The sequence below is a fragment of the Sphingomonas rhizophila genome (assembly GCF_014396585.1).
GTDB classification, from domain to species: Bacteria; Pseudomonadota; Alphaproteobacteria; order Sphingomonadales; family Sphingomonadaceae; genus Sphingomicrobium; species Sphingomicrobium rhizophilum.
Window position 1 is genome coordinate 1,667,691 of record NZ_CP060717.1, and the last position, 22,609, is coordinate 1,690,299.

Annotated in this window: 24 protein-coding genes; 8 read left to right on the forward strand and 16 right to left on the reverse strand. The window is 66.0% G+C overall.

Annotation, left to right across the window (positions count from 1 at the left end):
- Positions 1 to 51: 51 nt before the first annotated feature.
- The 4 genes from lpdA to H9L12_RS08630 all read right to left on the reverse strand — a co-directional run bounded on the left by lpdA (position 52) and on the right by H9L12_RS08630 (position 3,440).
- Complete coding sequence (gene lpdA / locus H9L12_RS08615; protein WP_187541391.1) at positions 52 to 1,467, reverse strand: dihydrolipoyl dehydrogenase; 1,416 nt, start codon at positions 1,465 to 1,467, stop codon at positions 52 to 54.
- Between the two features lie 78 nt (positions 1,468 to 1,545).
- Positions 1,546 to 1,914, reverse strand: a complete 369-nt coding sequence (locus tag H9L12_RS08620) for an acyl-CoA thioesterase (protein WP_246450309.1) — start codon at positions 1,912 to 1,914, stop codon at positions 1,546 to 1,548.
- A 7-nt stretch (positions 1,915 to 1,921) separates the two neighbouring features.
- On the reverse strand, positions 1,922 to 2,134 hold the full coding sequence (locus tag H9L12_RS08625) for a hypothetical protein (RefSeq protein WP_187541392.1): 213 nt from the start codon (positions 2,132 to 2,134) through the stop codon (positions 1,922 to 1,924).
- A 1-nt stretch (position 2,135) separates the two neighbouring features.
- Entirely contained in the window at positions 2,136 to 3,440 is a 1,305-nt protein-coding gene (locus H9L12_RS08630) for a pyruvate dehydrogenase complex dihydrolipoamide acetyltransferase (protein WP_187541393.1), read from the reverse strand.
- A gap of 136 nt (positions 3,441 to 3,576) precedes the next feature.
- Between H9L12_RS08630 and H9L12_RS08635 the strand changes: the two genes are divergently transcribed.
- A complete protein-coding gene (locus tag H9L12_RS08635; protein ID WP_187541394.1) occupies positions 3,577 to 4,029 on the forward strand; it encodes a universal stress protein in 453 nt (150 codons plus the stop codon).
- Positions 4,026 to 4,316, forward strand: a complete 291-nt coding sequence (locus H9L12_RS08640; RefSeq protein ID WP_187541395.1) for a hypothetical protein — start codon at positions 4,026 to 4,028, stop codon at positions 4,314 to 4,316. Before H9L12_RS08635 ends, H9L12_RS08640 begins: the two co-directional genes overlap by 4 nt.
- On the opposite strand, the gene H9L12_RS08645 is transcribed toward H9L12_RS08640, so the two are convergent.
- From H9L12_RS08645 to H9L12_RS08655, 3 genes are read right to left on the reverse strand one after another with little or no spacing between them, the layout of a single operon-like run.
- Complete coding sequence (locus tag H9L12_RS08645) at positions 4,313 to 4,795, reverse strand: GAF domain-containing protein (protein WP_187541396.1); 483 nt, start codon at positions 4,793 to 4,795, stop codon at positions 4,313 to 4,315. The two genes, H9L12_RS08640 and H9L12_RS08645, sit on opposite strands and share 4 nt — an antisense overlap.
- A complete protein-coding gene (arfB, locus tag H9L12_RS08650) occupies positions 4,792 to 5,220 on the reverse strand; it encodes an alternative ribosome rescue aminoacyl-tRNA hydrolase ArfB (RefSeq protein WP_187541397.1) in 429 nt (142 codons plus the stop codon). Before arfB ends, H9L12_RS08645 begins: the two co-directional genes overlap by 4 nt.
- Positions 5,199 to 5,888 carry an RluA family pseudouridine synthase gene (locus H9L12_RS08655; RefSeq protein WP_187541398.1) on the reverse strand — a complete coding sequence of 230 codons (690 nt, stop codon included), beginning with the start codon at positions 5,886 to 5,888 and terminating at the stop codon, positions 5,199 to 5,201. The genes arfB and H9L12_RS08655 overlap by 22 nt, the downstream gene beginning before the upstream one ends.
- A gap of 204 nt (positions 5,889 to 6,092) precedes the next feature.
- Between H9L12_RS08655 and ctrA the strand changes: the two genes are divergently transcribed.
- The 3 genes from ctrA to H9L12_RS08670 all read left to right on the forward strand — a co-directional run bounded on the left by ctrA (position 6,093) and on the right by H9L12_RS08670 (position 7,489).
- On the forward strand, positions 6,093 to 6,800 hold the full coding sequence (gene ctrA / locus H9L12_RS08660) for a response regulator transcription factor CtrA (RefSeq protein WP_187541399.1): 708 nt from the start codon (positions 6,093 to 6,095) through the stop codon (positions 6,798 to 6,800).
- Between the two features lie 188 nt (positions 6,801 to 6,988).
- Positions 6,989 to 7,141 (forward strand): Flp family type IVb pilin, encoded by a 153-nt coding sequence (locus tag H9L12_RS08665; RefSeq protein WP_187541400.1) that lies wholly within the window; start codon positions 6,989 to 6,991, stop codon positions 7,139 to 7,141.
- Positions 7,142 to 7,336: 195 nt separating this feature from the next.
- On the forward strand, positions 7,337 to 7,489 hold the full coding sequence (locus tag H9L12_RS08670; RefSeq protein WP_187541401.1) for a Flp family type IVb pilin: 153 nt from the start codon (positions 7,337 to 7,339) through the stop codon (positions 7,487 to 7,489).
- An 87-nt stretch (positions 7,490 to 7,576) separates the two neighbouring features.
- On the opposite strand, the gene H9L12_RS08675 is transcribed toward H9L12_RS08670, so the two are convergent.
- Together H9L12_RS08675 and H9L12_RS08680 are read right to left on the reverse strand one after the other, a co-directional pair.
- Positions 7,577 to 8,386: an arginyltransferase gene (locus tag H9L12_RS08675; protein WP_187541402.1), complete on the reverse strand. Its 810-nt coding sequence runs from the start codon at positions 8,384 to 8,386 to the stop codon at positions 7,577 to 7,579.
- Between the two features lie 135 nt (positions 8,387 to 8,521).
- Positions 8,522 to 9,754 (reverse strand): threonine ammonia-lyase, encoded by a 1,233-nt coding sequence (locus H9L12_RS08680; RefSeq protein WP_187541403.1) that lies wholly within the window; start codon positions 9,752 to 9,754, stop codon positions 8,522 to 8,524.
- A 55-nt stretch (positions 9,755 to 9,809) separates the two neighbouring features.
- Between H9L12_RS08680 and H9L12_RS08685 the strand changes: the two genes are divergently transcribed.
- Positions 9,810 to 11,477 carry an amidohydrolase gene (locus H9L12_RS08685; RefSeq protein ID WP_187541404.1) on the forward strand — a complete coding sequence of 556 codons (1,668 nt, stop codon included), beginning with the start codon at positions 9,810 to 9,812 and terminating at the stop codon, positions 11,475 to 11,477.
- On the opposite strand, the gene H9L12_RS08690 is transcribed toward H9L12_RS08685, so the two are convergent.
- From H9L12_RS08690 to H9L12_RS08710, 5 genes are read right to left on the reverse strand one after another with little or no spacing between them, the layout of a single operon-like run.
- Positions 11,443 to 13,449 (reverse strand): protein-disulfide reductase DsbD family protein, encoded by a 2,007-nt coding sequence (locus H9L12_RS08690; protein ID WP_246450312.1) that lies wholly within the window; start codon positions 13,447 to 13,449, stop codon positions 11,443 to 11,445. The genes H9L12_RS08685 and H9L12_RS08690 overlap by 35 nt on opposite strands.
- 28 nt (positions 13,450 to 13,477) lie before the next feature.
- The gene (gene metH / locus H9L12_RS08695) at positions 13,478 to 16,090 is read right to left on the reverse strand and encodes a methionine synthase (RefSeq protein WP_187541406.1); all 2,613 of its coding nucleotides are present in this window, start codon (positions 16,088 to 16,090) and stop codon (positions 13,478 to 13,480) included.
- Positions 16,087 to 17,127: a homocysteine S-methyltransferase family protein gene (locus H9L12_RS08700; RefSeq protein ID WP_187541407.1), complete on the reverse strand. Its 1,041-nt coding sequence runs from the start codon at positions 17,125 to 17,127 to the stop codon at positions 16,087 to 16,089. Before H9L12_RS08700 ends, metH begins: the two co-directional genes overlap by 4 nt.
- A complete protein-coding gene (gene metF, locus H9L12_RS08705; protein WP_187541408.1) occupies positions 17,124 to 18,026 on the reverse strand; it encodes a methylenetetrahydrofolate reductase [NAD(P)H] in 903 nt (300 codons plus the stop codon). Before metF ends, H9L12_RS08700 begins: the two co-directional genes overlap by 4 nt.
- A complete protein-coding gene (locus tag H9L12_RS08710) occupies positions 18,023 to 18,997 on the reverse strand; it encodes an ArsR/SmtB family transcription factor (RefSeq protein WP_187541409.1) in 975 nt (324 codons plus the stop codon). The genes metF and H9L12_RS08710 overlap by 4 nt, the downstream gene beginning before the upstream one ends.
- A 201-nt stretch (positions 18,998 to 19,198) precedes the next feature.
- Here H9L12_RS08710 and H9L12_RS08715 point away from each other — a divergent pair, with 201 nt between their 5' ends.
- The gene (locus H9L12_RS08715) at positions 19,199 to 19,438 is read left to right on the forward strand and encodes a circumsporozoite protein (protein WP_187541410.1); all 240 of its coding nucleotides are present in this window, start codon (positions 19,199 to 19,201) and stop codon (positions 19,436 to 19,438) included.
- A gap of 87 nt (positions 19,439 to 19,525) precedes the next feature.
- Positions 19,526 to 19,684 (forward strand): hypothetical protein, encoded by a 159-nt coding sequence (locus tag H9L12_RS08720; protein WP_187541411.1) that lies wholly within the window; start codon positions 19,526 to 19,528, stop codon positions 19,682 to 19,684.
- Here H9L12_RS08720 and H9L12_RS08725 read toward each other — a convergent pair.
- Positions 19,681 to 21,705: a DUF1963 domain-containing protein gene (locus tag H9L12_RS08725; RefSeq protein WP_187541412.1), complete on the reverse strand. Its 2,025-nt coding sequence runs from the start codon at positions 21,703 to 21,705 to the stop codon at positions 19,681 to 19,683. The two genes, H9L12_RS08720 and H9L12_RS08725, sit on opposite strands and share 4 nt — an antisense overlap.
- 91 nt (positions 21,706 to 21,796) lie before the next feature.
- On the reverse strand, positions 21,797 to 22,588 hold the full coding sequence (locus H9L12_RS08730; protein WP_187541413.1) for a PspA/IM30 family protein: 792 nt from the start codon (positions 22,586 to 22,588) through the stop codon (positions 21,797 to 21,799).
- Between the last annotated feature and the right edge of the window lie 21 nt (positions 22,589 to 22,609).

Here is a 22,609-nt window from a genome sequence, read left to right on the forward strand (position 1 = left end):
TGCCTCGTTTGCGAAAGCTGAACCCCGGCCGGTCGATTTGGTTCAAACAACCTAGATGTGAAGAACGCGCCCATACGCGGCGAGGACGCTCTCGTGCATCATCTCGCTCAGCGTCGGGTGCGGGTAGACGGTGTTGATGAAGTCCGTCTCGACCAGTTCGGCCTGCTTGCCGACGGTGTAGCCCTGGATCAGCTCGGTGACCTCGGCGCCGATCATGTGCGCGCCAAGCAGTTCGCCGGTCTTGGCGTCGAACACGGTCTTGATGAAGCCCTCGACCTCGCCCAGCGCGATAGCCTTGCCGTTGCCGATGAAGGGGAATTTGCCAACCTTCACCTCATGGCCGGCTTCCTTGGCCTTGGCCTCCGTCAGGCCGACACTGGCGACCTGCGGGTGGCAATAGGTGCAGCCCGGGATGTTCCTGACGTCCATCGCATGCGGGTGCACGTCCTTGTTGCCGAGAGCCTGCGCGATCGCCTCGACCGCGATGATCCCCTCATGGCTCGCCTTGTGCGCCAGCCACGGCGGCGCGGTGACGTCGCCGATCGCGGAAATGCCGGCGACGTTGGTGCGGCACATCGCGTCGGTGTCGATATGGCCCTTGGTCGTCTTGATGCCGAGCTTCTCCAGGCCGATGTTCTCGGTATTGGGCACGATGCCGACCGCGACGATGCAGTGCGAGAAGCGTTGCTCCGCGACCTTGCCGTCGGCGGTCTTGATCTTGGCCGCGACGCCCTTTCCATCGCTCGACAGGCTTTCGACCCCCGCGCCGGTCAGCAGGGTCATGCCCTGCTTGGTCAGGCTCTTGGCGAGTTGGGCGGAGATTTCCGAATCCTCGACCGGGACGATGCGGTCGAGCATTTCGACCACCGTCACCTTGGCGCCAAGGTCGTTGTAGAAACTGGCGAACTCGATCCCGATCGCGCCCGAGCCGATGACCAGAAGCTCAGTCGGCATTTCCTTCGGGGTCATCGCGTGGCGGTAGGTCCAGACGCGTTCGCCGTCCGCTTTCGCAAACGGCAGCTCACGGGCGCGGGCGCCGGTGGCCACGATGATGTGCCTGGCGCTCAGCTCGGCGGCCTTGCCGTCGGCACCGGTGACCTTCATCTTGCCCGGCGCGGTGATTTCGCCAACGCCCATGTGAACCGCGATCTTGTTCTTCTTCATCAGGCCGGTGACGCCCTGGTTCAGCTGCTTGGCGACACCGCGGCTGCGCGCGACGACCTTGGCGAGGTCAGCCTTGGGTTCGCTTGCCGACAGGCCGTAGGCGTCGGCATGCTTCATGTTGTGAAGCACCTCGGCCGAGCGGAGCAGCGCCTTGGTCGGGATACATCCCCAGTTGAGGCAGATGCCGCCCAGGCTTTCGCGTTCGACGATCGCGGTCTTGAGGCCGAGCTGGCTGGCGCGGATCGCCGCGACATAGCCGCCCGGTCCCGAACCGAGCACAATCAGGTCGTAGGCGTCCGCCATCGCTTTCTCCACTTCAGAACAGCTGCCGACTAAAGACCCGAACGAAGCCGAACAACCCCCGACGCATCCCGAAGGTCGTCAGCCGGTCACCGCCCTCGGCCGGTTGTCGGCATCCAACGCGACGAAGGTGAAGGTGCCCGCTGCGATCGGGAACGTCCGTTCCCCATCGCGCTCGCGCGCTTCGGCGTCGGCGCGGATCGTCAGCGACGATCGGCCCCGTCGCTCGATCGACGCATAGATGCTGATTTCGTCGCCCACGCTTGGCGCCCCCGGGAATGTCAGGTCATTCGCCGCGACGACGACGCATTTTCCCCTGGCTGTCCGCGATGCCAGACTGCCGGCGGCCAGGGCCATCTGGCTCATCAGCCAGCCGCCGAAGATCCCGCCGTAAGGATTGGTATCGGCGGGCATTGCGGTAACGCGGATATGCGGGACCCGCTCGCTCAAGCCGGCCTCAGCCGCCGTGCCAGTTGAAGAACAATCGCAGGCCGATGGCGGAAATCAGGAACACCGGGATCGAAAACAGGAGTCCGGGCGAGCTGGCAATCGGATGAATGGTCCAGGTTTCGGTCCAACCGGTCATCCAGACGCCGTCCCGTCCGCCAAGCGACATCGGCAGGACGACCGCCAGGATCGCGCCGATCATGATCGCGGTCATCCACTTCATGTCAGGCCACCAGTCCGAGCGGGGACTCGCACAACTCCTTGAACGCCTTCATCAGCCGCGCGCCATCGGCACCGTCGATGGCGCGGTGGTCGAAGCTGCCGGTCGCCGACATGATGCTGGCGATCTGCAGGCTGTCGTCAATGACGTAGGGACGCTTCTCGCCCGCGCCGATCGCCATGATCATCGCCTGTGGCGGATTAATCACCGCTTCGAACTGCTTGATGCCGAACATGCCCATGTTGCTGAGCGACGCGGTGCCGCCCTGATATTCGTGCGGCTGCAGCTTGCCTTCCTTGGCCCGCCCGGCGAGATCACCCATTTCCTTGCTGATCGCCGAAATCGCCTTACTGTCGGCGCCCGCGATGATCGGCGTGATGAGCCCGCCCGGGATACTGACCGCGACCGATATATCGGCGCGGCTGTACTTGATCAGCGTGTCGCCGGCGAAGCTGACATTGCATTCCGGCACCTCGATCAGCGACAAAGCGAGCGCCTTGATCAGCATGTCGTTGACGCTGAGCTTGACCCCGCGCGACGCCAGGCCGGCGTTGAGTTCGCCACGTAGCTTCAGCAACGCGTCGAGGCGCACATCGACCGTCAGATAGATGTGCGGGATCTGCTGCTTCGATTCGGTCAATCGGCGCGCGATCGTCTTGCGCATGTTGCTGAGCTTGACGGCCTCGTGCGGAATGTCGGTCTCGAACGGCTGGACCGGTGCCGCGGCAGGCGCCGGGGCCGCCGTTGGCGCGGACGTGGCAGCGGCGGCGGGCTTGGCCGCGCCGCCGGCCTTGTCCCCAAGGTCGGCACGGACGATCCGACCGCCCGGACCGCTGCCGGTCAACGAGGAAAGGTCGATCCCTTGCGCTTCGGCCAGGCGGCGCGCCAGCGGGCTCGCCTTGATGCGGTCGCCGGTGTCGGCTTTTGGCGCGGGCGCGGCCGGTGCGGCGGGTGCCGCCGGCGTCTCGCCGCCGCCCTTCGCGGGCGGTGCGGGCTCGGGCGCCTTGGCTTCTTCCTTGGCGGGCGCGGCGGCCGGCGCCGCAGCAGGCACAGCAGAGGCATCTTCACCCTCACCGGCGAGTACCGCAATCGGCGTCCCGACCTTCACCCCGTCGGACCCCTCGGGGACCAGGATCTTGGCGATCGTGCCTTCGTCGACCGCTTCGAATTCCATCGTCGCCTTGTCGGTTTCGATTTCCGCCAGGATGTCGCCGCTGGAAACGCTGTCGCCTTCCTTGACCAACCATTTGGCGAGCGTCCCTTCCTCCATCGTAGGCGAAAGGGCGGGCATCTTCAGTTCGAGCGGCATGGCAACTTCCAACAGGGGCAGACTCGATGGGCACAAACGCCAAAGCGGTGCGTCGGGTCAAGCCTTCCACCAAATAAGCCGTGCTTGTCTTGGCCGCGCATTTGACGCAGCGTTCTTGCGACAGAGGGGACTTTCCATGGCACGCACCTATCTGGTGGTGGTCGACGACAGCGACGAAGCGCGCGTCGCGCTGCGCTTCGCGTCGCGCCGCGCGTCGAAAACCGGCGGCACGATCGAGGTGCTGGCCGTCGTACAGCCGCAGGACTTCGTTCAATGGGGCGGCGTCCAGGCGGCGATCGAGGAGGAGCAGCGGCTCCGCATCGAAGCCAGCGTCACCGCCTCGGTCGGCGAAATTCTCGACGCCAAGTCGATCGACATCGTCGTCCAGGAAGGCGATCCGGTGACCGTGGTCCGCGCTTATGTCGGCACCCGCGACGATATCGCGGCGCTGGTGCTGGGGGCTGCACCGTCCGGCGATCCGGGACCGCTGGTCGCGAACTTCACGGGCCATGATGCCGGCAAGTTGCCCTGCCCGGTCATGATCGTGCCCGGCAGCCTCAGCGACGAGGAACTCGACAAGCTGAGTTGAGATTCATTGGGAGGGGAAGTCTGATAAGCGAGGGTCGCACACCATCCTACCGCGAGTGCTTCGGCACGATCGCCCTGGGCCTGACGCCCATCTTCCTGTTGCTCGGCATCGCCGCAGTGGCGGGTTCGAATACGGTCACCTGGAACAATCAGTACGTCCACGGCCCTTCCGCGATCCCGGTGGCGCTGCTGGTCGTCCTGTTCTTTTCCGTCGTCCTCGGCGGGGTGCAGAAGCTAGGCTACCTGATCTACGGCCTGTTCCGCCGAAAGAACGCGCCAGCCGCCTAGATCGCGCCCGCCATGATCTCGGCGATTCGGAGACAGCCGGCGCGGTCGTCCTCGTCGAACCGGGCCAGGGTCGGGCTGTCGATGTCGAGCACGCCGAGCAATTCGCCGTCGCGGATGATCGGGACGACGATCTCGCTGTTCGATGCGCTGTCGCAGGCGATGTGGCCGGGAAAGGCGTGGACGTCCTCGACCAGCTGGATTTCGCGGGTCGCCGCGGCGGTGCCGCACACGCCGTCGCCAAAGGCGATGCGGATGCAGGCGGGACGGCCCTGGAACGGACCGACGACCAGCCCGCCCTCGACGTTGCGATAGAATCCGACCCAGTTAATGTCCGGCAGCGTTTCCCACAGCAGCGCGGCGGCGTTGGCCATGTTGGCGATGCCATCGCTCTCCCCCGCGACCAGCCCTTGCAGCGCGCTCGACAAGTCACGGTAAAGCGTCGGCTTGTCGGCCGCTTCGATGCGGAAGTCGTAGCTCATTCCCAATTCACCTTTCCGCGGCCCTGCTTGACCGCGCTTCGGCCCTTCTTCTGGTCGACGCGCTTCGCCTTGGCCGCTCGCGACGGCTTGGTCGGCCGCCGCTTCGCCTGGACGATATGGGCCTCGGCGATCAGTTCCGCCAGCCGACGCCGCGCATCCTCGCGGTTCGCCTCCTGCGTTCGGTATCGGCGCGCGGTGATCAGCAACTCCCCGCCGGCGGTCATCTTCGATCCGGCGATGACCTTGAGGCGCTGGTAGGCGTCCGGGTTCAGCCCCAGCCTGAAGACGTCGCAGCGCAGCTGGCAGGCGGTCGCGACCTTGTTGACATTCTGGCCGCCCGGACCCGTCGCCGCCAGGAACCGCTCGCTCAGCGCATCCTCGGGAATGGCGACGTCTTCCGGCCTCACGCCACGAAGTCCAGCCATCGGCCGAAGCGCTCCGGCAAGGGTGCGGTCACATCGATCGGGTCGCGCGGGGAGCGCGGGACGACGAGGCGCGAGGCGTGCAGCAACATGCCGCTGTCGGGCAGAACCATCTCGCCCGGTTCGTCGTCATCCTCGTCACGCGAATAGACCGGGTCGCCAACGATCGCCGCGCCCAGCCCACGGGCGGCATGGACGCGGATCTGGTGGGTCCGGCCGGTCGCGGGCTTGAACTCGACCAGGCTCTGGCCGTCCGCCACGCCGATCCGCCGCCAATGGGTCAACGCGTCCTTACCGCCCTTGTCGACCACCATTCGCCACCCGCGTGCAGGCGTCGAGAACTTCGCGACCGGAAGGTCGATCGTCCCCTCCTCCTCTGTCAGTTCCTTGTCGATCACCGCAAGGTAGGTCTTTTCGACCGCGCCCTGCTCGAACGCCTGCTGGAATCTGGCGCGGGCCTTCGGGTTGCGCGCGAACAGCAGGCAGCCCGAGGTATCGCGGTCCAGACGGTGCATGGCGACGGGCGGCCGAGCGAAGCCCAGCGTCAATTCCCCGATCCGCCGTTCGATGCTGTCCCCGCCAAGGCGCGGCGCATCGACCGCGAGGCCGGCGGGCTTGTCGATGACAATCGCCTCGCCATCGATGAACAGGATCAGGTCTTCCAAGGTCATGCCCCGGCCATGGCAATTGTTGGCCCGCGGCGCAAACACGCCGCGTGCGCCTTGTGACTCAGGCGCAACGGTATGAACCCATCTTAACCTTTCACTCCTTATTAACCTTTTACGGTCAGACAGGGCATGGTTAATGGACGCTTAGACGTCGTTAAGATCGTGCACCCAGCACGGATCGCGGGCGGACTAACAGGGGTGATTCAGATGCGGGTATTGCTGATCGAAGATGAGGCGACCATCGCCAAGAGCATCGAGCTGATGCTCGGCACGGAGGGCTTCAACGTCTACACCACCGACCTGGGCGAGGAAGGCCTCGATCTGGGCAAGCTGTACGATTACGACATCATCCTACTCGACCTCAACCTTCCCGACATGCACGGCTACGACGTGCTCAAGAAGCTGCGCACCGCCAAGGTGACGACGCCGGTCCTGATCCTGTCGGGCATCGGCGAAATGGATTCAAAGGTCCGCGCGCTGGGCTTCGGCGCCGACGACTATGTCACCAAGCCGTTCCATCGTGACGAGCTGGTGGCCCGCATTCACGCTATCGTCCGCCGTTCGAAGGGCCACAGCCAGTCGGTCATCCGCACCGGCAAGCTGGCCGTGAACCTGGACGCCAAGACCGTCGAAGTCGACGGCAGCCGCGTTCACCTGACCGGCAAGGAATATGCGATGCTCGAGCTGCTATCGCTCCGCAAGGGCACGACCCTGACCAAGGAAATGTTCCTCAACCACCTGTACGGCGGAATGGACGAACCCGAACTCAAGATCATCGACGTCTTCATCTGCAAGCTGCGCAAGAAGCTCGCGCTGGCGTGCGGCGGCGAAAATTACATCGAGACGGTGTGGGGTCGCGGCTATGTGCTTCGCGACGTCGAGGCGGATACCGCGCCGGAGGCAGCGGTCGCCTAAGACCGTCATCCGGGGGAAAAGAGGCGGCGGGCGCGGAAGCGCCTCGCCGTTTCACTTTGGGACATCGGCACAATCCGCCGCCGCGCCTTAGGATTTCATCAACCAAATGATCGCAAAACGGATGCACTCGGATGCGCCGATTGAAGCTCGTTCTGCTTGGCGCCTGTCCCGACCAGAGGAGAAGAACGATGAAAAAGTTTCTGAAGAACAACAAGGGCGCGACCGCCATTGAATACGGCCTGATTGCCGCGCTGATCGCGGTTGCCGCCATCGGCGCGATGCAGAGCATCGGTTCGAAGCTGGGCACCACGTTCAACAACGTGTCGTCGCAGCTCGGCTAAGCCGACGCGTCTTCGGACAAGGAAGCGGCGGTCCCTTCGGGGCCGCCGTTTTTCTTTGTATCGTTAAAACGACTTAGCCACGTTTTCCGTGTCGTCTTAAGTCTTTTTCAACGTTTGCCTGACTAAATGGACTGACATCGGAGGCGGTGGATAGCGGCCGATGGAAATCGCCGCATTGGCGTTAGGAGAACGACCATGAAGAAGTTTCTGAAGAACAACAAAGGTGCGACGGCCATCGAATACGGCCTGATCGCTGCGCTGATCGCCGTTGCGGCGATTGCCGCGATGCAGAGCGTTGGCTCGAAGCTCGGCACGACGTTCAACAACGTTTCGTCGAAGCTCGGCTAAGCCGAACGACCCTAGTTCGAAGGACGGCGGTGCCCTTGTGGCGCCGCCGTTTCTTTTTGTGCGTGAACGATCGCTGGCCGCGGCAGCCTAGGCGTCGACCAGGATCCGTTTGGGCGACCGGGCGGGGAGTTGGACTTCGGTTGCGGGCGCGCTCGCCGGCTTCGTCGTCGTCAGCGGTTGCCAACCGTCGCGGCCCAGCCGCTCCATCGGACGGAAATTGGTCTTGTAGGCCATCCGGTCCGAACCCTCGACCCAGTAGCCAAGGTAGACATAGGGCAGCCCCGCCCGCGCGGCGCGGACGATGTGGTCCAGGATGATGAAGGTGCCGAGGCCCTTGCGCGCGCCCTCCCCCACATCAAAGAAGCTGTAGATCATCGACAAGCCGTCGCCCTGCTGATCGCTGAGGCAGGCTCCGACCAGCTTGCCGGGACGACCATCGACCGACGGCTCGCGATATTCGATGACGTAGGAGCGGACCGGCGTCTGCTCGATCATGTCGGCAAAATCGCTTTCGTCCATGTCGATCATGCCCCCGCCAGGATGGCGCGAGGCGAGATATGTACGGAGCAGCGCGTATTGCTCCTCCGTCGACCAGGGCTTGCAGGCCGAGACCTCAAGGTCCGAATGGCGCCGGATCAGCTTTCGCTGGGTGGCGTTGGGTTCGAAGCGGTCGGCGACGACGCGGACCGACACGCAGGCGCTGCAATCGATGCACGACGGACGGTAGGCCACCGATTGCGACCGGCGGAAGCCGATCCGGCCCAGCGCTTCGTTGAGCTCGCCGGCGTTGCGGCCGTTGAGTTCCGTGAAGACTTTCCGTTCGACCTTGCCCGCCAGGTACGGACACGGCGCCGGGTTCGTGACGAAGAACTTCGGAAAGCGAAATGGAGCACTCAAACCCAGTCACCCTTCCTCGAAAGGTTACGAAACTCTTTATGCGACCGGTAAACGCAGTTGAAAAGAGTTTGGCTACCCGAAAAAAGGGTTAACCGCCGCGCTGTCCCAGGGCGGGATGCCAAAGGCCTTGAAAAGTCAGTCGAGCGAGGCGCGCTCGACGTGGAATCCGGCCGCTTCCAGCCGGCTGACCAGCGCGTCCACGGCGGGGGCGTCGCGAGCCTCGCACTCCACCTCGATGACCGTGTCCTTGGCCGGCAGGCTGGTGAAAATGCGGTGGTGGTTGGTCTCGATGATGTTGACGTCGCACTCGTGGAACTTGGCGGTGATCGCCGCCAGCGCGCCGGGTCGGTCCTGCGCGGCGATCTTCAGCCGGGCAATGTGCCCGCGCCGAACCAGCTCGCGGACCAGCACATTGGCCAGGAGGTGGGTGTCGATGTTGCCGCCGCACAGGACGGTGCCGACCTTCCGCCCATGGTACTTTTCCGGATGGGCGAGCAGGGCGGCGAGGCCTGCGGCCCCTGCCCCTTCGACGACACTCTTTTCGATCGCCACCAACAGCGCGACGGCGTGCTCGATGTGCTTTTCCTCGACGAGGTCGATGCGGTCGACGAGATCCTTAATGATCCGCCGCGTCAGTTCGCCCGGCTCCTTGACCGCGATGCCTTCGGCCAGCGTATCCCCGCCGATCGCGCCATGGCCGCCCTCGACGACATTCTTCATCGACGGGTAAAGCTCGGCCTCGATCCCGACGACCTCGATCCCTGGCCGGATGGCCTTGGCCGCGGTCGCGATCCCCGAAATCAGGCCCCCGCCGCCGATCGGCACCACCAGCGTGTCGAGGTTGGGAGCAGCCTCCAGCATTTCCAGCGCGACGGTCCCGGCGCCGGCAATGACCAGCGGGTCGTCGAACGGGTGAACGAACACCAGCCCACGCTCCGCCTCCAGCGTCTTGGCGTGGTCGTAGGCGTCGTCGAACCGCTCGCCGTGCAACACGACCTGAGCGCCATGGCCCTCGGTCTGGCTGACCTTCACCATCGGCGTCGATTTCGGCATGACGATCGTCACCGGGATGCCCAGCCGCTTGCCGTGATAGGCGACCGCCTGCGCGTGGTTCCCGGCCGACGCCGCGACCACGCCGCGCCGGCATTCTTCCGGCGTCAGGTGCAGCAGCTTGTTGAGCGCCCCGCGCTCTTTGTACGCAGCGGTGAACTGCAGATTCTCGAACTTCAGCCACACCTCTGCGCCGATGATTTCGGACATCGTCCGGCTCAGCATGGTGGGCGTTCGGACGATCGACCCGGCAATGCGCCCGGCGGCGGCCTTGATGTCTTCGAAACTTGGCGGGGTCTGGGTCACGGGACTGGTCATGCGGGGCTCGGCCTAGCCCTTCCGCGCGCTGCAAACAATGCTATGCGGTGGGCCCATGCGAAGCCTGCCCCTCGCGCTCACCGCGCTCCTTGCCACCGCCTCAATCACCCCGGCCGCCGCCGATACGCTGATCGACAATGCCAACGGGCTGCAGGTCACGGCCAATGGCCAGTTACAGCGCTTCACCGGCGTCCTGATCGGCAACGACGGGCGGGTCATCCGGCTCTATGCCAAGGGCGAGGTTCGGCCGAAGAATGTCGCTTATCGTCTCGACGCCAAGGGACGGGCGATGCTTCCCGGCCTGATCGATGCGCATGGCCACGTCATCGGCCTCGGCCTTGCCGCGCTCGACCTCGACCTCACGGGCACGCGGTCGCTGGCCGAGCTTCAGAACCGCCTTCGGGCCTACGCCGCCGCGACGACCACGCCGCGCTGGATCCGGGGCCGCGGCTGGAACCAGGAATTGTGGGCCGACAAGCGTTTCCCGACCACGGCCGATCTTGACGCGGCGGTCAGCGACCGGCCGGTATGGCTTGAGCGGGTCGACGGCCATGCCGCCGTTGGCAATAGCCTTGCGCTTCGCGAGGCCGGGATCACGGCCAAGACCAAGGCGCCGGCGGGTGGGCGGATCGAGAATGGCATGTTTGTCGATGCCGCCCGCGAACTGGTTGAGAAGCACATCCCCCCGACCCAGCCGAAGCAGCTCGACCGCGCCCTATTGAAGGCTCAGGAGATCATGCTGTCGCAAGGCCTGACCGCCGCCGCCGACATGGGCACGACCGCGGAAGACTGGAACACGATGCGGCGGCTCGGCGACAGCGGCCGGCTCCAGGTCCGGGTGCTGAGCTACGCGCTGGGCGTCGACAACCTGGTTTCGATCGCCGGTCCCGCACCCACGCAGTGGCTTTATGACGGCAAGCTCAAGATGGGCGGGGTCAAGCTCTACGCCGACGGCGCGCTGGGATCGCGCGGCGCCTACCTCAAGGCACCCTATAGCGACATGCCCTCGACGCGTGGCCTGCCGCTGCTCGACGATGCCAAGCTCAAGAACCTTGCCAGCCGCGCGGCGATGGACGGCTTTCAGGTCGCGGTTCACGCAATCGGCGATGCCGCCAACGCGCAGGTGATCGGCGCGATCGAGGAGCTGGCGGCAACCTACAAGGGCGACCGGCGCTGGCGCATCGAGCATGCGCAGGTCCTCGACCCGGCCGACATCCCCCGCCTCGCCAAGACGGGGATCATCGCATCGATGCAGCCAACCCACCAGACCAGCGACCGGACGATGGCCGAAGCGCGTCTGGGCGAGGCCCGGCTCGCGGGCGCCTACGCCTGGCAGACGATCGTTCGCAGCGGCGCGCGGATGGCGCTGGGCAGCGATTTCCCGGTCGAATCGCCCAACCCCTTTCCGGGCCTCAGCGCCGCGATCAGCCGCCAGGGCCTCGACGGCCAGCCGCCGGGCGGTTGGCGTCCGCAGGACCGGTTGACGCTGGAACAGGCGCTGGCCGGCTTCACCCGCGACGCGGCCTACGCCGGTTTCGCGGAAGATCGGATCGGCAGTCTCGACCCCGGCCATTACGCCGACTTCATCTTCGTCGACCGCGATATCGAAACGGCCAGCGCGGCCGAGGTGGCTCGGATGCAGGTGCTGGAAACCTGGGTCGCCGGGAAGCGCGTCTACCAGCGCCCGGCTAGCGCGCCGGCAACGCCCGCGCACGAGCGCTGAGCAGGCCGGGCGTCAGAACCTGGGGCAATTCGTCAGGCTCGCGAGCGCCGGGCGCGTACCAAAGATACAGCGGCACCGCCGCCCGCCCACGTGATTCCAGGAAACGTGTGATCGCCGGGTCGCCGTTGGTCCAGTCGCCGACCAGCACCTTCACCCCCGCCTTGCGAAAGGCGTCGCGGGTTTCGTCGCGGTCGATCGCTGCCGCCTCGTTGACCTTGCACGACAGGCACCAGTCGGCCGTGAAATAGACGAACATCGGCTCGCCGCGCGCGCGGTGCCGTTCGACCGCCGCCTCGCTCCACCGCTCGGTGCCGCTTGGCACCTTCGCCGCCAGACTGACGGGTTTCGGCATGAGAAGGGCTGCACCGACGACGAGTCCCAGCGCCGCGACGATCGTCACCAGCGGATGGCCAGCACGGTTGCGCTGGCACCAGCCCGCCCAGACCAGCAGCAGCAACAGGAACAGCGCCGCGACCAGTCCGATGCCGAGCGCCGACGGGCCGGCCTGTCGGTAGAGCAGCCACAGGCAGGCGACGACCGTCGCCAGCATCGGAATGGCAAGAATGCGCTGCAGCCGGGCCATCCACGGTCCCGGCTTCGGAAGAACGTTCACCAGCCGTGGAACGAACGCGAACAGGACGAACGGCAGCGCCAGGCCCAGCCCGAGCGCCGCGAACACCGCGACCGACCCGGCAAGCGGCAGCAGCAGCGCAGTGCCAAGCGCCGCGCCGAGGAAGGGTCCCGCGCAAGGCGTGGCCACGAAGGCCGCCAGCGCGCCGGTGCCAAAGCTCCCGCTCGGGTGTCGCTCACCGCCCAGCACCGGAAGCTCGAACGCGCGCAGCAGGTTGAGCGTGACGGCGGTGGCCAGCAGCAGCAGGACGATAATCGTCCGCGGGTCCTGCAGCTGGAATGCCCAACCGGCGGCACTTCCGCCCGCCCTCAGCGCCAGTAGCACCCCTCCTAGCGAACCGGTGCCGACCACCGCGCCGGCAGCGTAGGCCAGGGCATCGCGCCGCGCCCGCGCCGGCTCGCCGCCAGACCGCGCCAGGTGCATCGCCTTCAGCGCCAGGATCGGGAAGACGCAGGGCATCAGATTGAGAAGCATGCCGCCGGCGATCGCGCCCAACACGGCCCACAGGATGGCATTGCCGCCGAGGCCGCCGACCAGCTCTCCACCTTGCGGCACCGCACCCGGGCTCGCGGCGATCTCGACCCCGCGGCCATCGCCGAACGCGAGGACGCCGTTGATCGTGCCGCCCGGTGCCGACGATCCGGACGCCAGCTCGGCCACCAGCATGTCGCCCGACCGCCGGAAAGCTTGCGCGGCGCCATAATCGACAGGGCCGTCATCTGCCGGGTAGAAATAGGGATCGGGCAAGGCGACACCGGCCGGAAGCGGGATCGCAATGCGGAGTTGGAAGCCTGCGCGCTCGAACCGCTGCGCGGCTTCGATCGGGTGAGGCAGGTCGCGGCGCCACTCGTCGAACCGCACGTCACGCGTGGCCGCGGTTCCCACCGGCACCACCAGCGAGACATTGCCGCGCTCGGGCACGCACACCTTGTCGGTGCAGGCGAGCCAGTTCATCCGGGCCGCGATGGGCGCCGTCCCGCTGGCACCGGCGGGCGCGGTCAGGCGAACGAGGACAGCGTAGTCCTTTTCGTAAACGTAGTTGATCAGGCCCGCGACCAGGAGCCGCGTCGGCACAGGGTATCGCAGCGGTCCCGCCTTCCATCCTGGCGGCAATTGCCATTCGACGCTCATGGGCAGTCCGGCATCGCCTGGGTTGGCCCAGTATCCGTGCCAGCCGGGTTTGGTCCGCATCAGGATGGCCAGATCGACTGTTTGGCCCGGCGCCACAGCCTGCTCGACCAGCAGCTCGGGCTGGATCGCGTTGACCCGCCCGGGCTGCAACGGTTGCGCCGCGGCGGGCGCAGCCAGCAACATCAGCAGGACGAGGAGCAGGCGAGTCACGCGACGAGCGCTAGCTGCCGCCGCGACACTAGTCGAGATTGGGCCGAAGCCAGCGCCCCGCCGTCTCGACATCGACCCCGCGCCGCCCGGCATATTCCTCGAGTTGGTCCTGGCCGATGCGGGCAACGCCGAAATAGCTGCTTTCGGGATGCGCGAAGTAAAAGCCCGAGACCGCCGACGTAGGAAGCATCGCGAAATTCTCGGTCAGCTCGACCCCCGCGCCATCGCCAAGCAGGCCGAGCAGCAGCGGCTTCAGGCTGTGGTCGGGACAGGCGGGGTATCCGGGCGCCGGACGGATGCCGCGATATTGTTCGCGGATCAGCTCATCATTGCTCAGCGTCTCATTCGGCGCATAGGCCCACAGCGTCGTCCGCACATGACTGTGCAGCCGCTCCGCAAACGCCTCCGCCAATCGGTCGGCGAGCGCCTTCAGCAGGATGTCGTTATAGTCGTCGTGCGCGGCCGCGAAGCGCTGGAGGTACGGCTCCAGCCCATGAATCGCAACCGCGAAGCCACCCAGCCAATCTTCTTCCTGCGGCATGATGAAATCGGCAAGGCACATGTTGGGCCGCCCCTGCCGCTTGCGCACTTGCTGGCGAAGGAAGGGCAGCCGGGTCCGCTTCTCATCGAGCACCACAATATCGTCGCCTTCGCGCCGCACCGGCCACAGCCCGACCGTCCCACGCGCCCTCAACCATTTCTCGTCGACAATCTTTTGCAGCAGCAACTTCGCATCGGCGAACAGCGATCGCGCGCTTTCGCCAACCACCTCGTCGTCTAGGATCGCCGGGTATGTCCCGGCCAATTCCCAAGCGCGGAAGAAGGGCGTCCAGTCGATGCATTCGATGAGCTCGGTCAAATCCCAGTCGTCGAAGACATGGGTTCCGGGCCGCGCCGGGCGGGGGCTCGGTTCGCGATCATTAGGCACGAAGCTGTTGGCGCGCGCCTCGATCAGCGGGGCGAGTTCGTTCGACCCGCGCCCCTCGCGGCTTTCGCGCAGCGCGCGGTAATCGTTGGCGGTGCGGTTGATCAGTTCGGCGCGCCCGTCGCCGTCGCTGGTCAGGTTGGCGGCGACGCCGACGGCGCGGCTGGCGTCGAGCACGTGGAGCACCGGCCCTGAATAGGCCGGCGCGATCCTCAATGCGGTATGGGCCCGGCTGGTGGTCGCGCCGCCGATCAGCAGCGGCAGGTCCATGCCCGCCCGCTCCATCTCCTCGGCGACGGTGACCATCTCGTCGAGCGATGGCGTGATCAGACCGGACAGCCCGATAATCGCCGCGTCATTCTCGTTCGCCGCCTCGAGGATCTTGGGCCACGGCACCATCACGCCCAGGTCGATCACCTCGAACCCGTTACATGCCAGCACGACGCCGACGATGTTCTTGCCGATGTCGTGGACGTCGCCCTTGACCGTCGCCATGACGATCCGGCCCTTGGTGTGCACCTCGCCGTCCTGCTTCTCCGCCTCGATGAAGGGCAGCAGGTGCGCGACCGACTTCTTCATCACCCGCGCCGATTTCACCACCTGAGGCAGGAACATCTTGCCCGAACCGAACAGGTCGCCAACCAGGTTCATGCCCTGCATCAGCGGCCCTTCGATCACCTCGATCGGCCGTGCGAACAGGGTGCGGGCTTCTTCCGTGTCGTCGACGATGAATTCGTCGATGCCCTTGACCAGCGCATGGGCCAGCCGCTCGCGCACCGGCCAGCCGCGCCATTCCGCCGCCTGCTTTTCGGCGACGGCATCGGTACCGCGAAAGCTCTCGGCGAGTGTGATCAGCCGCTCGGTCGCATCGTCGCGGCGGTCGAGAATAACGTCCTCGCATGCTTCGCGGAGCTTGGGATCGATCGCGTCGTAAACGTCGAGCTGGCCGGCGTTGACGATGGCCATGTCCATGCCCGCGGGAATCGCATGGTAGAGGAACACCGAATGCATCGCTCGGCGCACCGGCTCGTTGCCGCGGAACGAGAAGCTGAGGTTCGACAGGCCGCCCGAGATATGAACCCCGGGGCAGCGGGCGCGGATCTCGCGGGCCGCCTCGATGAAATCGATGGCGTAGCGGCGATGTTCATCGATCCCGGTCGCGACCGCGAACACGTTGGGGTCGAAGATGATGTCCTCGGCCGGGAAGCCGATGCCGGTCAGCAGCTTGTAGGCGCGCTCGCAGATGTCTACCTTGCGTTCCTTGGTGTCGGCCTGGCCAACCTCGTCGAACGCCATGACGACGACCGCCGCTCCATAGGCGCGCACGCGCCGGGCGGCGTCGAGGAAGGCTTCCTCGCCCTCCTTCATGCTGATCGAATTGACGATCGGCTTGCCCGAGACGCACTTCAACCCCGCCTCGATCACGCTCCACTTGGAGCTGTCGACCATCACCGGCACGCGGGCGATGTCGGGCTCCGCGGCGAGGCGCTTGAGGAAGGTCGCCATGGCCAGTTCGCCGTCGAGCAGCGCCTCATCCATGTTGACGTCGATGATCTGCGCGCCGTTCTCGACCTGGTCGCGCGCGATCGCGACCGCGGCGTCATAGTCGCCGGCGAGGATCAGCTTCTTGAACTTGGCCGAACCGGTAACGTTGGTGCGCTCGCCGATGTTGACGAAACGCGCGCCGCTCGGGGGGGCGGCAGCGGACTCACTCATGCGGCAATGACCATCGGTTCGAGCCCCGCGAGCAGCGTGTTCGTCGGAGCGGCCGGGACGATACGCGGCGGGCTTGTCCGCGTCGCCCCGGCGATCGCGGCGATGTGCGCGGGAGTGGTCCCGCAACAGCCGCCGACGATATTGATTAGGCCATCCTTGACCCATTCGCCGACCTGGCGCGCGGTTTCCTCCGCCGCCTCGTCATATTCGCCAAGCTCGTTGGGCAGGCCCGCGTTAGGATAGGCCATGATCAGCGTGTCGGCCATGCGCGACAGCGCTGAGAGATGCGGGCGAAGCTGCGCCGCCCCGAACGAGCAGTTGAGGCCGATCGTCAGGGGCTGGGCATGACGAACGCTCGCCCAGAACGCCTCGACCGTGTGCCCGGAAAGGTTGCGGCCGCTGAGATCGGTCAGTGTCATCGAAATCATCACCGGAAGCTCGCGGCCCAGCGCCGCTTCCGCCTCGAGCACCGCCATCGCCGCCGCCTTGGCGTTCAGCGTGTCGAACACGGTTTCGATCAGGATGAAGTCCGCCCCGCCTTCGACCAGCGCGTCGACCTGCTCGCGGTAGACCGCCTTCACCTCATCGAAGTCGACCTCGCGAAAGCCCGGATCGTTGACGTCGGGCGACAGCGACAGCGTCTTGTTGGTCGGTCCCATCGCGCCCGCGACCCAGCGCTTGCGACCGTCGATCACGGTCGCTTCATCGATCACCTCGCGGATGATGCGCGCCGCATTGACGTTGATGTCGCGTACCAGATGCTCCGCGCCATAATCGGCCTGGCTGATGGCGTTGGCGTTGAAACTGTTGGTCGCCAGGATATCGGCACCCGCGTCGACGAAACGGCGCGCGATTCCGGCGATGATGTCGGGCCGCGTGATATTGAGCAGGTCGTTGTTGCCGCGCTGATCCTTCTCCAAGCCAAGATCGCCGCCATAATCGGCCAGTTTTTCTGCCTGGATCAACGTGCCGTAGGCGCCGTCCTTGATCAGGATCCGCTCCGCTGCCGCGGCCCTCAACTCTTGCGCCGCGGTCATCCCCGGACTCCCAACAGGTGACAAATGGCGAATGCCAGTTCGGCACGGTTCAAAGTGTAAAAGTGAAAATGGCGCACGCCGCCGGCGTAGAGCTGGCCGCACAGTTCGCCCGCGATGGTCGCTGCGACCAGCTGGCGCGCGGCCGGAAGCTCGTCGAGGCCTTCGAACACGCCGTCCATCCAGTCCGGTATGGCCGCCCCGCATTGTCCGGCGAACCGTCGCGCGGTCGCAACATTCGTCACCGGCAGGATGCCCGGCACCAGTTCGACGTCGGGCCGCCGCGCCGCCAGCTTGTCGCGAAACCGGAAGAAATTGTCGGCGGAGAAGAAAAACTGCGTGATCGCCCGGTCGGCACCGGCATCGATCTTACGAATGAGGTTCTCGAGGTCGCTATCCGGACAATCTGCTTCCGGATGCGTCTCGGGATAGGCGGCAACGGAAATGTCGAAGTCCGCGACCTTCTTCAGCCCGGCGACCAAGTCCGCAGCGGTAGCATAGCCATCAGGGTGCGGCGCGTAGGGCGTGCCCGGTTCCGGCGGATCGCCGCGCAAGGCGACGATATGGCGGACCCCGGCTTGCCAATAGCTGCGTGCAACCTCGTCAATCTCATCGCGACTGGCACCAACACAGGTCAGGTGCGCGGCCGGGGTCAGTTCGGTCTCCCGGACGATCCGCGACACGGTGGCGTGGGTCCGCTCGCGGGTCGAGCCGCCCGCGCCATAGGTGACCGACACGAAGCGCGGCTTCAGCGGGGCCAGAGTCTCGATCGAGCGCCACAGCGTCTCGGCCATGGCGTCGGTCTTGGGCGGGAAGAATTCGAAGCTGACCGCGACATCGCCGCGGGTCTTGGCGAACAGCGGCGCGTGATTGCCGAGCGCGTCCTGACTGAGCCGGTTCATGCCGCTTCTCTCGTCTGCAACCGGCCGGGCTTGCGTCCGCGCCACAGGATGACGGTCAACTCGCCGCCTTCCAGCCGGTCGATGCGGTCGACTTCCAACCCTGCCGACGCGAACCAGCCGCGGATCGCATCGTCGGCGAAACCGAGGCGGAGGTGCGCGTCCTGATTGCGGAGTTCCTCGCGGCCGTGCTGGGCGAAATCGATGACCAGCAAGCGCCCGCCGGGCCGAAGCACCCGGGCTGCTTCGGCAATCGCCGTGCCGGGGGCCTGTGCATAGTGTAGCACCTGGTGGAGCAGGATCGAATCCACGCTCCGGTCAGCCAAGGGCAACGAATACATGTCGCCCTGGCGAAGGCTTGCGGACGCGATTCCGGCGGCGTCCAGCTTGACCCGGGCCAGCCGCAGCATTTCCGAGGAGCGGTCGACGCCGATGGCGCCATCCGACCGATCGGCGAACAATTCCAGCATCCGGCCCGTGCCGGTGCCGATATCGAGCAAGGTACCGATCGGTTCATCGCCAAGCGCCGAGGCAATCGCGGCCTCAACCTCGCTCTCGGCCACATGGAGCGACCGGATATTGTCCCAGGTCGCGGCGTGCGCTTCGAAATAGCGGCGCGCCGCCTCCGCCCGGTCGGCCCGAATCGATTCAAGCCTTGCCGCGTCGGATTCGAACAACGCCTCGCTCGCCGGGTCCACCCATTGGTCGACGAGCGCAAACAGCACCTCGGGCGCCGCGGCGGGCGCGAGGCCGATATAGACCCAGCTTCCTTCCTTGCGACGCTCGATCAGCCGCGCCTCGTCCAGCACCCGGATATGGTGCGACACGCGCGGTTGGCTCTGCCCCAGGATCTGCGCCAGTTCCCCTACGGCAAGCTCCATCGTCCGAAGCAGCGCAAGGATGCGCAGCCGCGACGGATCGGCCAGCGCCTGGAAACGCCCCGCGAGCGGGTGAGGAGAAGGACTTAAGGACATAAAGAAGCGCTTATATCCTAAATCCGGCGCCGGTCGAGTGCAAGCGCGAGAGAAGCTGCATATCCGTTCATCAAAATGGCAATTGCGTGACGAGGGCACTCCCTATATCTCCCGCCGCTGGCCTGACCGTCTTTACGGACAGGCCGAGCCTGGCGTCGTGTCCTTCAGGGTGCGGCGCGTCATGCAAGGAATGGAACGATCATGAAGAAGGTTGCACTGACCGTTGCGGTCCTCGCGCTCGGCCTGGCCGCGTGCGAATCGAAGACTGCCGATGCCGTTGAAAATGCGGACGTGACCAACAGCGTCGAGGCGGACACCGCCAATGCGCTCGAAGCCACCGACAACGCCGTCGACAACGCTCTCGACGCCACCGCCAATGCTGGCGAAGCCGTCGACAACGCCGCCGCCAACACGGTGAACGCTGCCGACAACGCGATGTAATTCGCTTGTCTGTCCCTTCGGGGATGGGCGAAAGAGAGGCCGTCCGCCTTGTGCGGGCGGCCTTTTTTGATGCAACGCTGATCCGCGATGACCCGCCTCATCCTCCTCGCCGCCCTCGTGCTTTCGTCATGTGGAGACGATCGGCCGCCTGCGCCGACCGCGGAAGAGAATGCCCGGCTTGATGCGACCGATCGGATGCTCAACGAGGTCGAGCCGTCGCCCATGACTGAGGGCAATGCGGGCTAGGGCAGTTCCAGTCGAATTTCCGCCTGATCGAAGCGCCCTTGCGCAAGGTCGCGCGGGGAGATGGTGATGAAATAGGCGCCGCCGTCGCCCCACATCCAGTGCATCCCATCGTCAGACGCCAGCTGGAGCAGCAGCAACATCGCTTGCGGCCCTTCTTCCGGATCGGTCTGAAGCCCGTCGTGATAGCCGCCCATGCGGTGCGGCCGGTTATCGGTCAGCGCGCGCCAATGCGGCTCGAGCCGTGACCGGATGCCCTCGGGAACCAGCGCGGCCAACGCCGGGTCGGCCTGATAGTCAGCCGCAAGCTCGACCACGCCCGCATTGCGCCCAGCCTCCGCCAGATCGAGCAGCGACACCGTCCGCTGCACGAGTGAAACCGGAAACTCGGTGTTGCGGCTGGTCCACTCGATCGACCACCCGGCGAAACGTTGCCCGTCGAGGTGCATTCGAAGCGCCTCCCAGTCCTCCGGAAGCAGCGGCGTGTCGAGCGGCTGGGCAATGATCTGGTCGCGAACCGCCTCCAGCCCGGCGATCGCGCCGGCGCGCCAGTCGGCTTCAGCCTTCCGGTCGTGCTCGCAGCGGGCAATGATCGCCTCGCCGTTCGGGTTCTGCACGATAAAGGCGGCGACCTTCTCGAGTTCGCGCTGGCGATCCTCCGAGATCGATTGCATTCGCGCCTGCAATTCGCGTTCGCGAAGGGTCAGCGGCTCGGGCTTGGCGACAATCGCACCCCGTCCCACCGACATCCACGCTTCCTCTTGCGCCCGAAGCTCGGGAATGATCGAGGCGACGTAATTCTCGCGTAGCAGCACTTCCCGCTGCGCGGGCGACGGCGGACGGCCGATGATCCCCTCATCGAGTTCGCGCAGCACGGAATCGATAATGTACAGCGCCCCGCGCCAGCTGAGCGGCGCGTCGGCTTCCGCTTCCGCCGGTGCGGGATCGACGGGTGCGCCTGCGTAAAGCTGGGCGGCGAAGTCTGGCGGTGTGACGAAGATGCGATTGCCTTCGTCGTAAAGTTGGTTGGGAACGGCGACGAGGTCGACCGGCCACCTGCGCCAGCGCGTCGGGATGTCGCGAACGGTCCGGCAATGGCGATAGTCGGGGCCCGGTCCTGTTTCTTCATCCACGGGCGGCAGGTCGACCGGCGGTTCGCGTTCCGCGCCCCATTCCTCGACATGGACGACCCGAACCAGGCGCGGGTCGTCCCCTTCCGGATCGAGCGGATCGAGGAAGAACAGCAGCCAGCCGACGCGCGGGCCGAGCCCGCCCCACAGGTCTGGCGGCAGGTCCTCACACGAAATTTGGGCGACGAAGTGGAGCGGTCGATCCCCCTCGTCCGCGCGATCCGGTGCGACGGTGCGAGGCCATTCGACGCTGTCGGGCAGGCGCGGCAGTCCGCCAAGCCAGGAGCGCGCCGGACCGGCGGCCAGCGGGACCTGGCGGCGGAGGACGACGCTCACGTTTTCCTCCACCTCCCTCGGGACATGCGCCGCCTGAAGGTACGGCGGCGGCGCACCTGGCGAGCGCTTCTTCTTGGTCATCAGGACCAGCGGCGCATGATCCTCGACCGGTTCCGCGGGGGCGCCGTCCAATTCCTCGGGCGGCAGTTCGCCGACGCCGCGTGGGATGACGAAATCGGCGCCGAGCGTCATTCCTTCGTCGAAGCCGACCGCCGACTCCTGGTCATCGTCGATCGCCCGTTCGTCGGCTTCCATCAGGATTGTCGGGCGATCGAAGGCTTCTTCGTCGGCGCCGTCACTTCCTTCCGCCTCGTCCGAGGGCTCGCCGTCCGATCTGCCGTCCCAGGGGGTCAAGCCGAGCGCGGGCCGCGGACGCGGCGGCAGGACGTCGACCGATGGCAATGGCGGCTGGGTCACCAACCCGTCTCCAACGCCGCGGCGGCGACCCAGGTCGATCGTCGGATCGGGGACCGGCTGCGAACGATGACGCAGAAGCATGACGGCCAGCACCATCACCACCGCGAGACCGCCTGCGATGATCATGATCGACTGGTCCATCCCCACCCCGAACCGTTAGCAAACGATTTCCCAGAGAATGGTTAGCAGCGACTTAATGTAAATTGCCATCGGAAATCGGCAAGGGAATTCACTATCCGGCGCGGCGCTGTTCCTGCGCGGCGTCGCCAATCGCGTGGGCCTGGGAGAGCCGCGCCAGTTCGCGGTCGATACGGTCGCCCGCCTCGAGCGCAGCGAATGGATCGGCCAACGATCGGCGGTCGCCCAATGCATGGGCTTCCGCCCGACCCTCGGCTTCGTCGGCGATCCGCTCCAGCCGCGCCAACTCGTGCGAGAACTGCCCGCCCTTTTCCTCTCCCAGCAGTCGGTTGGTCCGTTCAGCCTGTCCTGCCCGCTCGATGCGGGCGTAGGCGCGCTGCTGTCGGCGGTAGGCTTCAGCCAGTTTCTGGTGAAGCTTCTCGATGTCCGCTTCATAACCGGCGAGGAGCGCACGGTCGGTACCGAGCTGCTGCTGGAGCGCGACGATGTGATCCTTTGTTTCCAGCCGTTCGACGATCGCGGCGCGGGCGAGGTCCTGACGTTCCTTCGACAAGGCCAGCGCGGCGCGGTCGGCCCATTCTGCGGCACATTTTTCCAGCCTGGCCAGCGCCTCGCGTTCGCGGTCAATCGTCCCCCGCAGATTGTCGGCCAGCAACTCTTGCGCGGTGAGGCTTTCTTCCATGTCCTCGGTGAGGGAGTCGATGCTGTCTGGCTCCGGCTGCTTTTCGCCGCCGAGCACGTTGTATTTGCGAAATTCCTCGTCGGTCCAGGTGTCGCGGCTTTCGCGGCTGCGCCCGATGAACAGCCCGCCCATCTTGCGCGTGACGTGGCGCAGGCCGCTGTAGACGACCCACAGCCACAACCCGCCCAAGACCAAAGCGAACAACGAATCCAACGCTTACCCTTC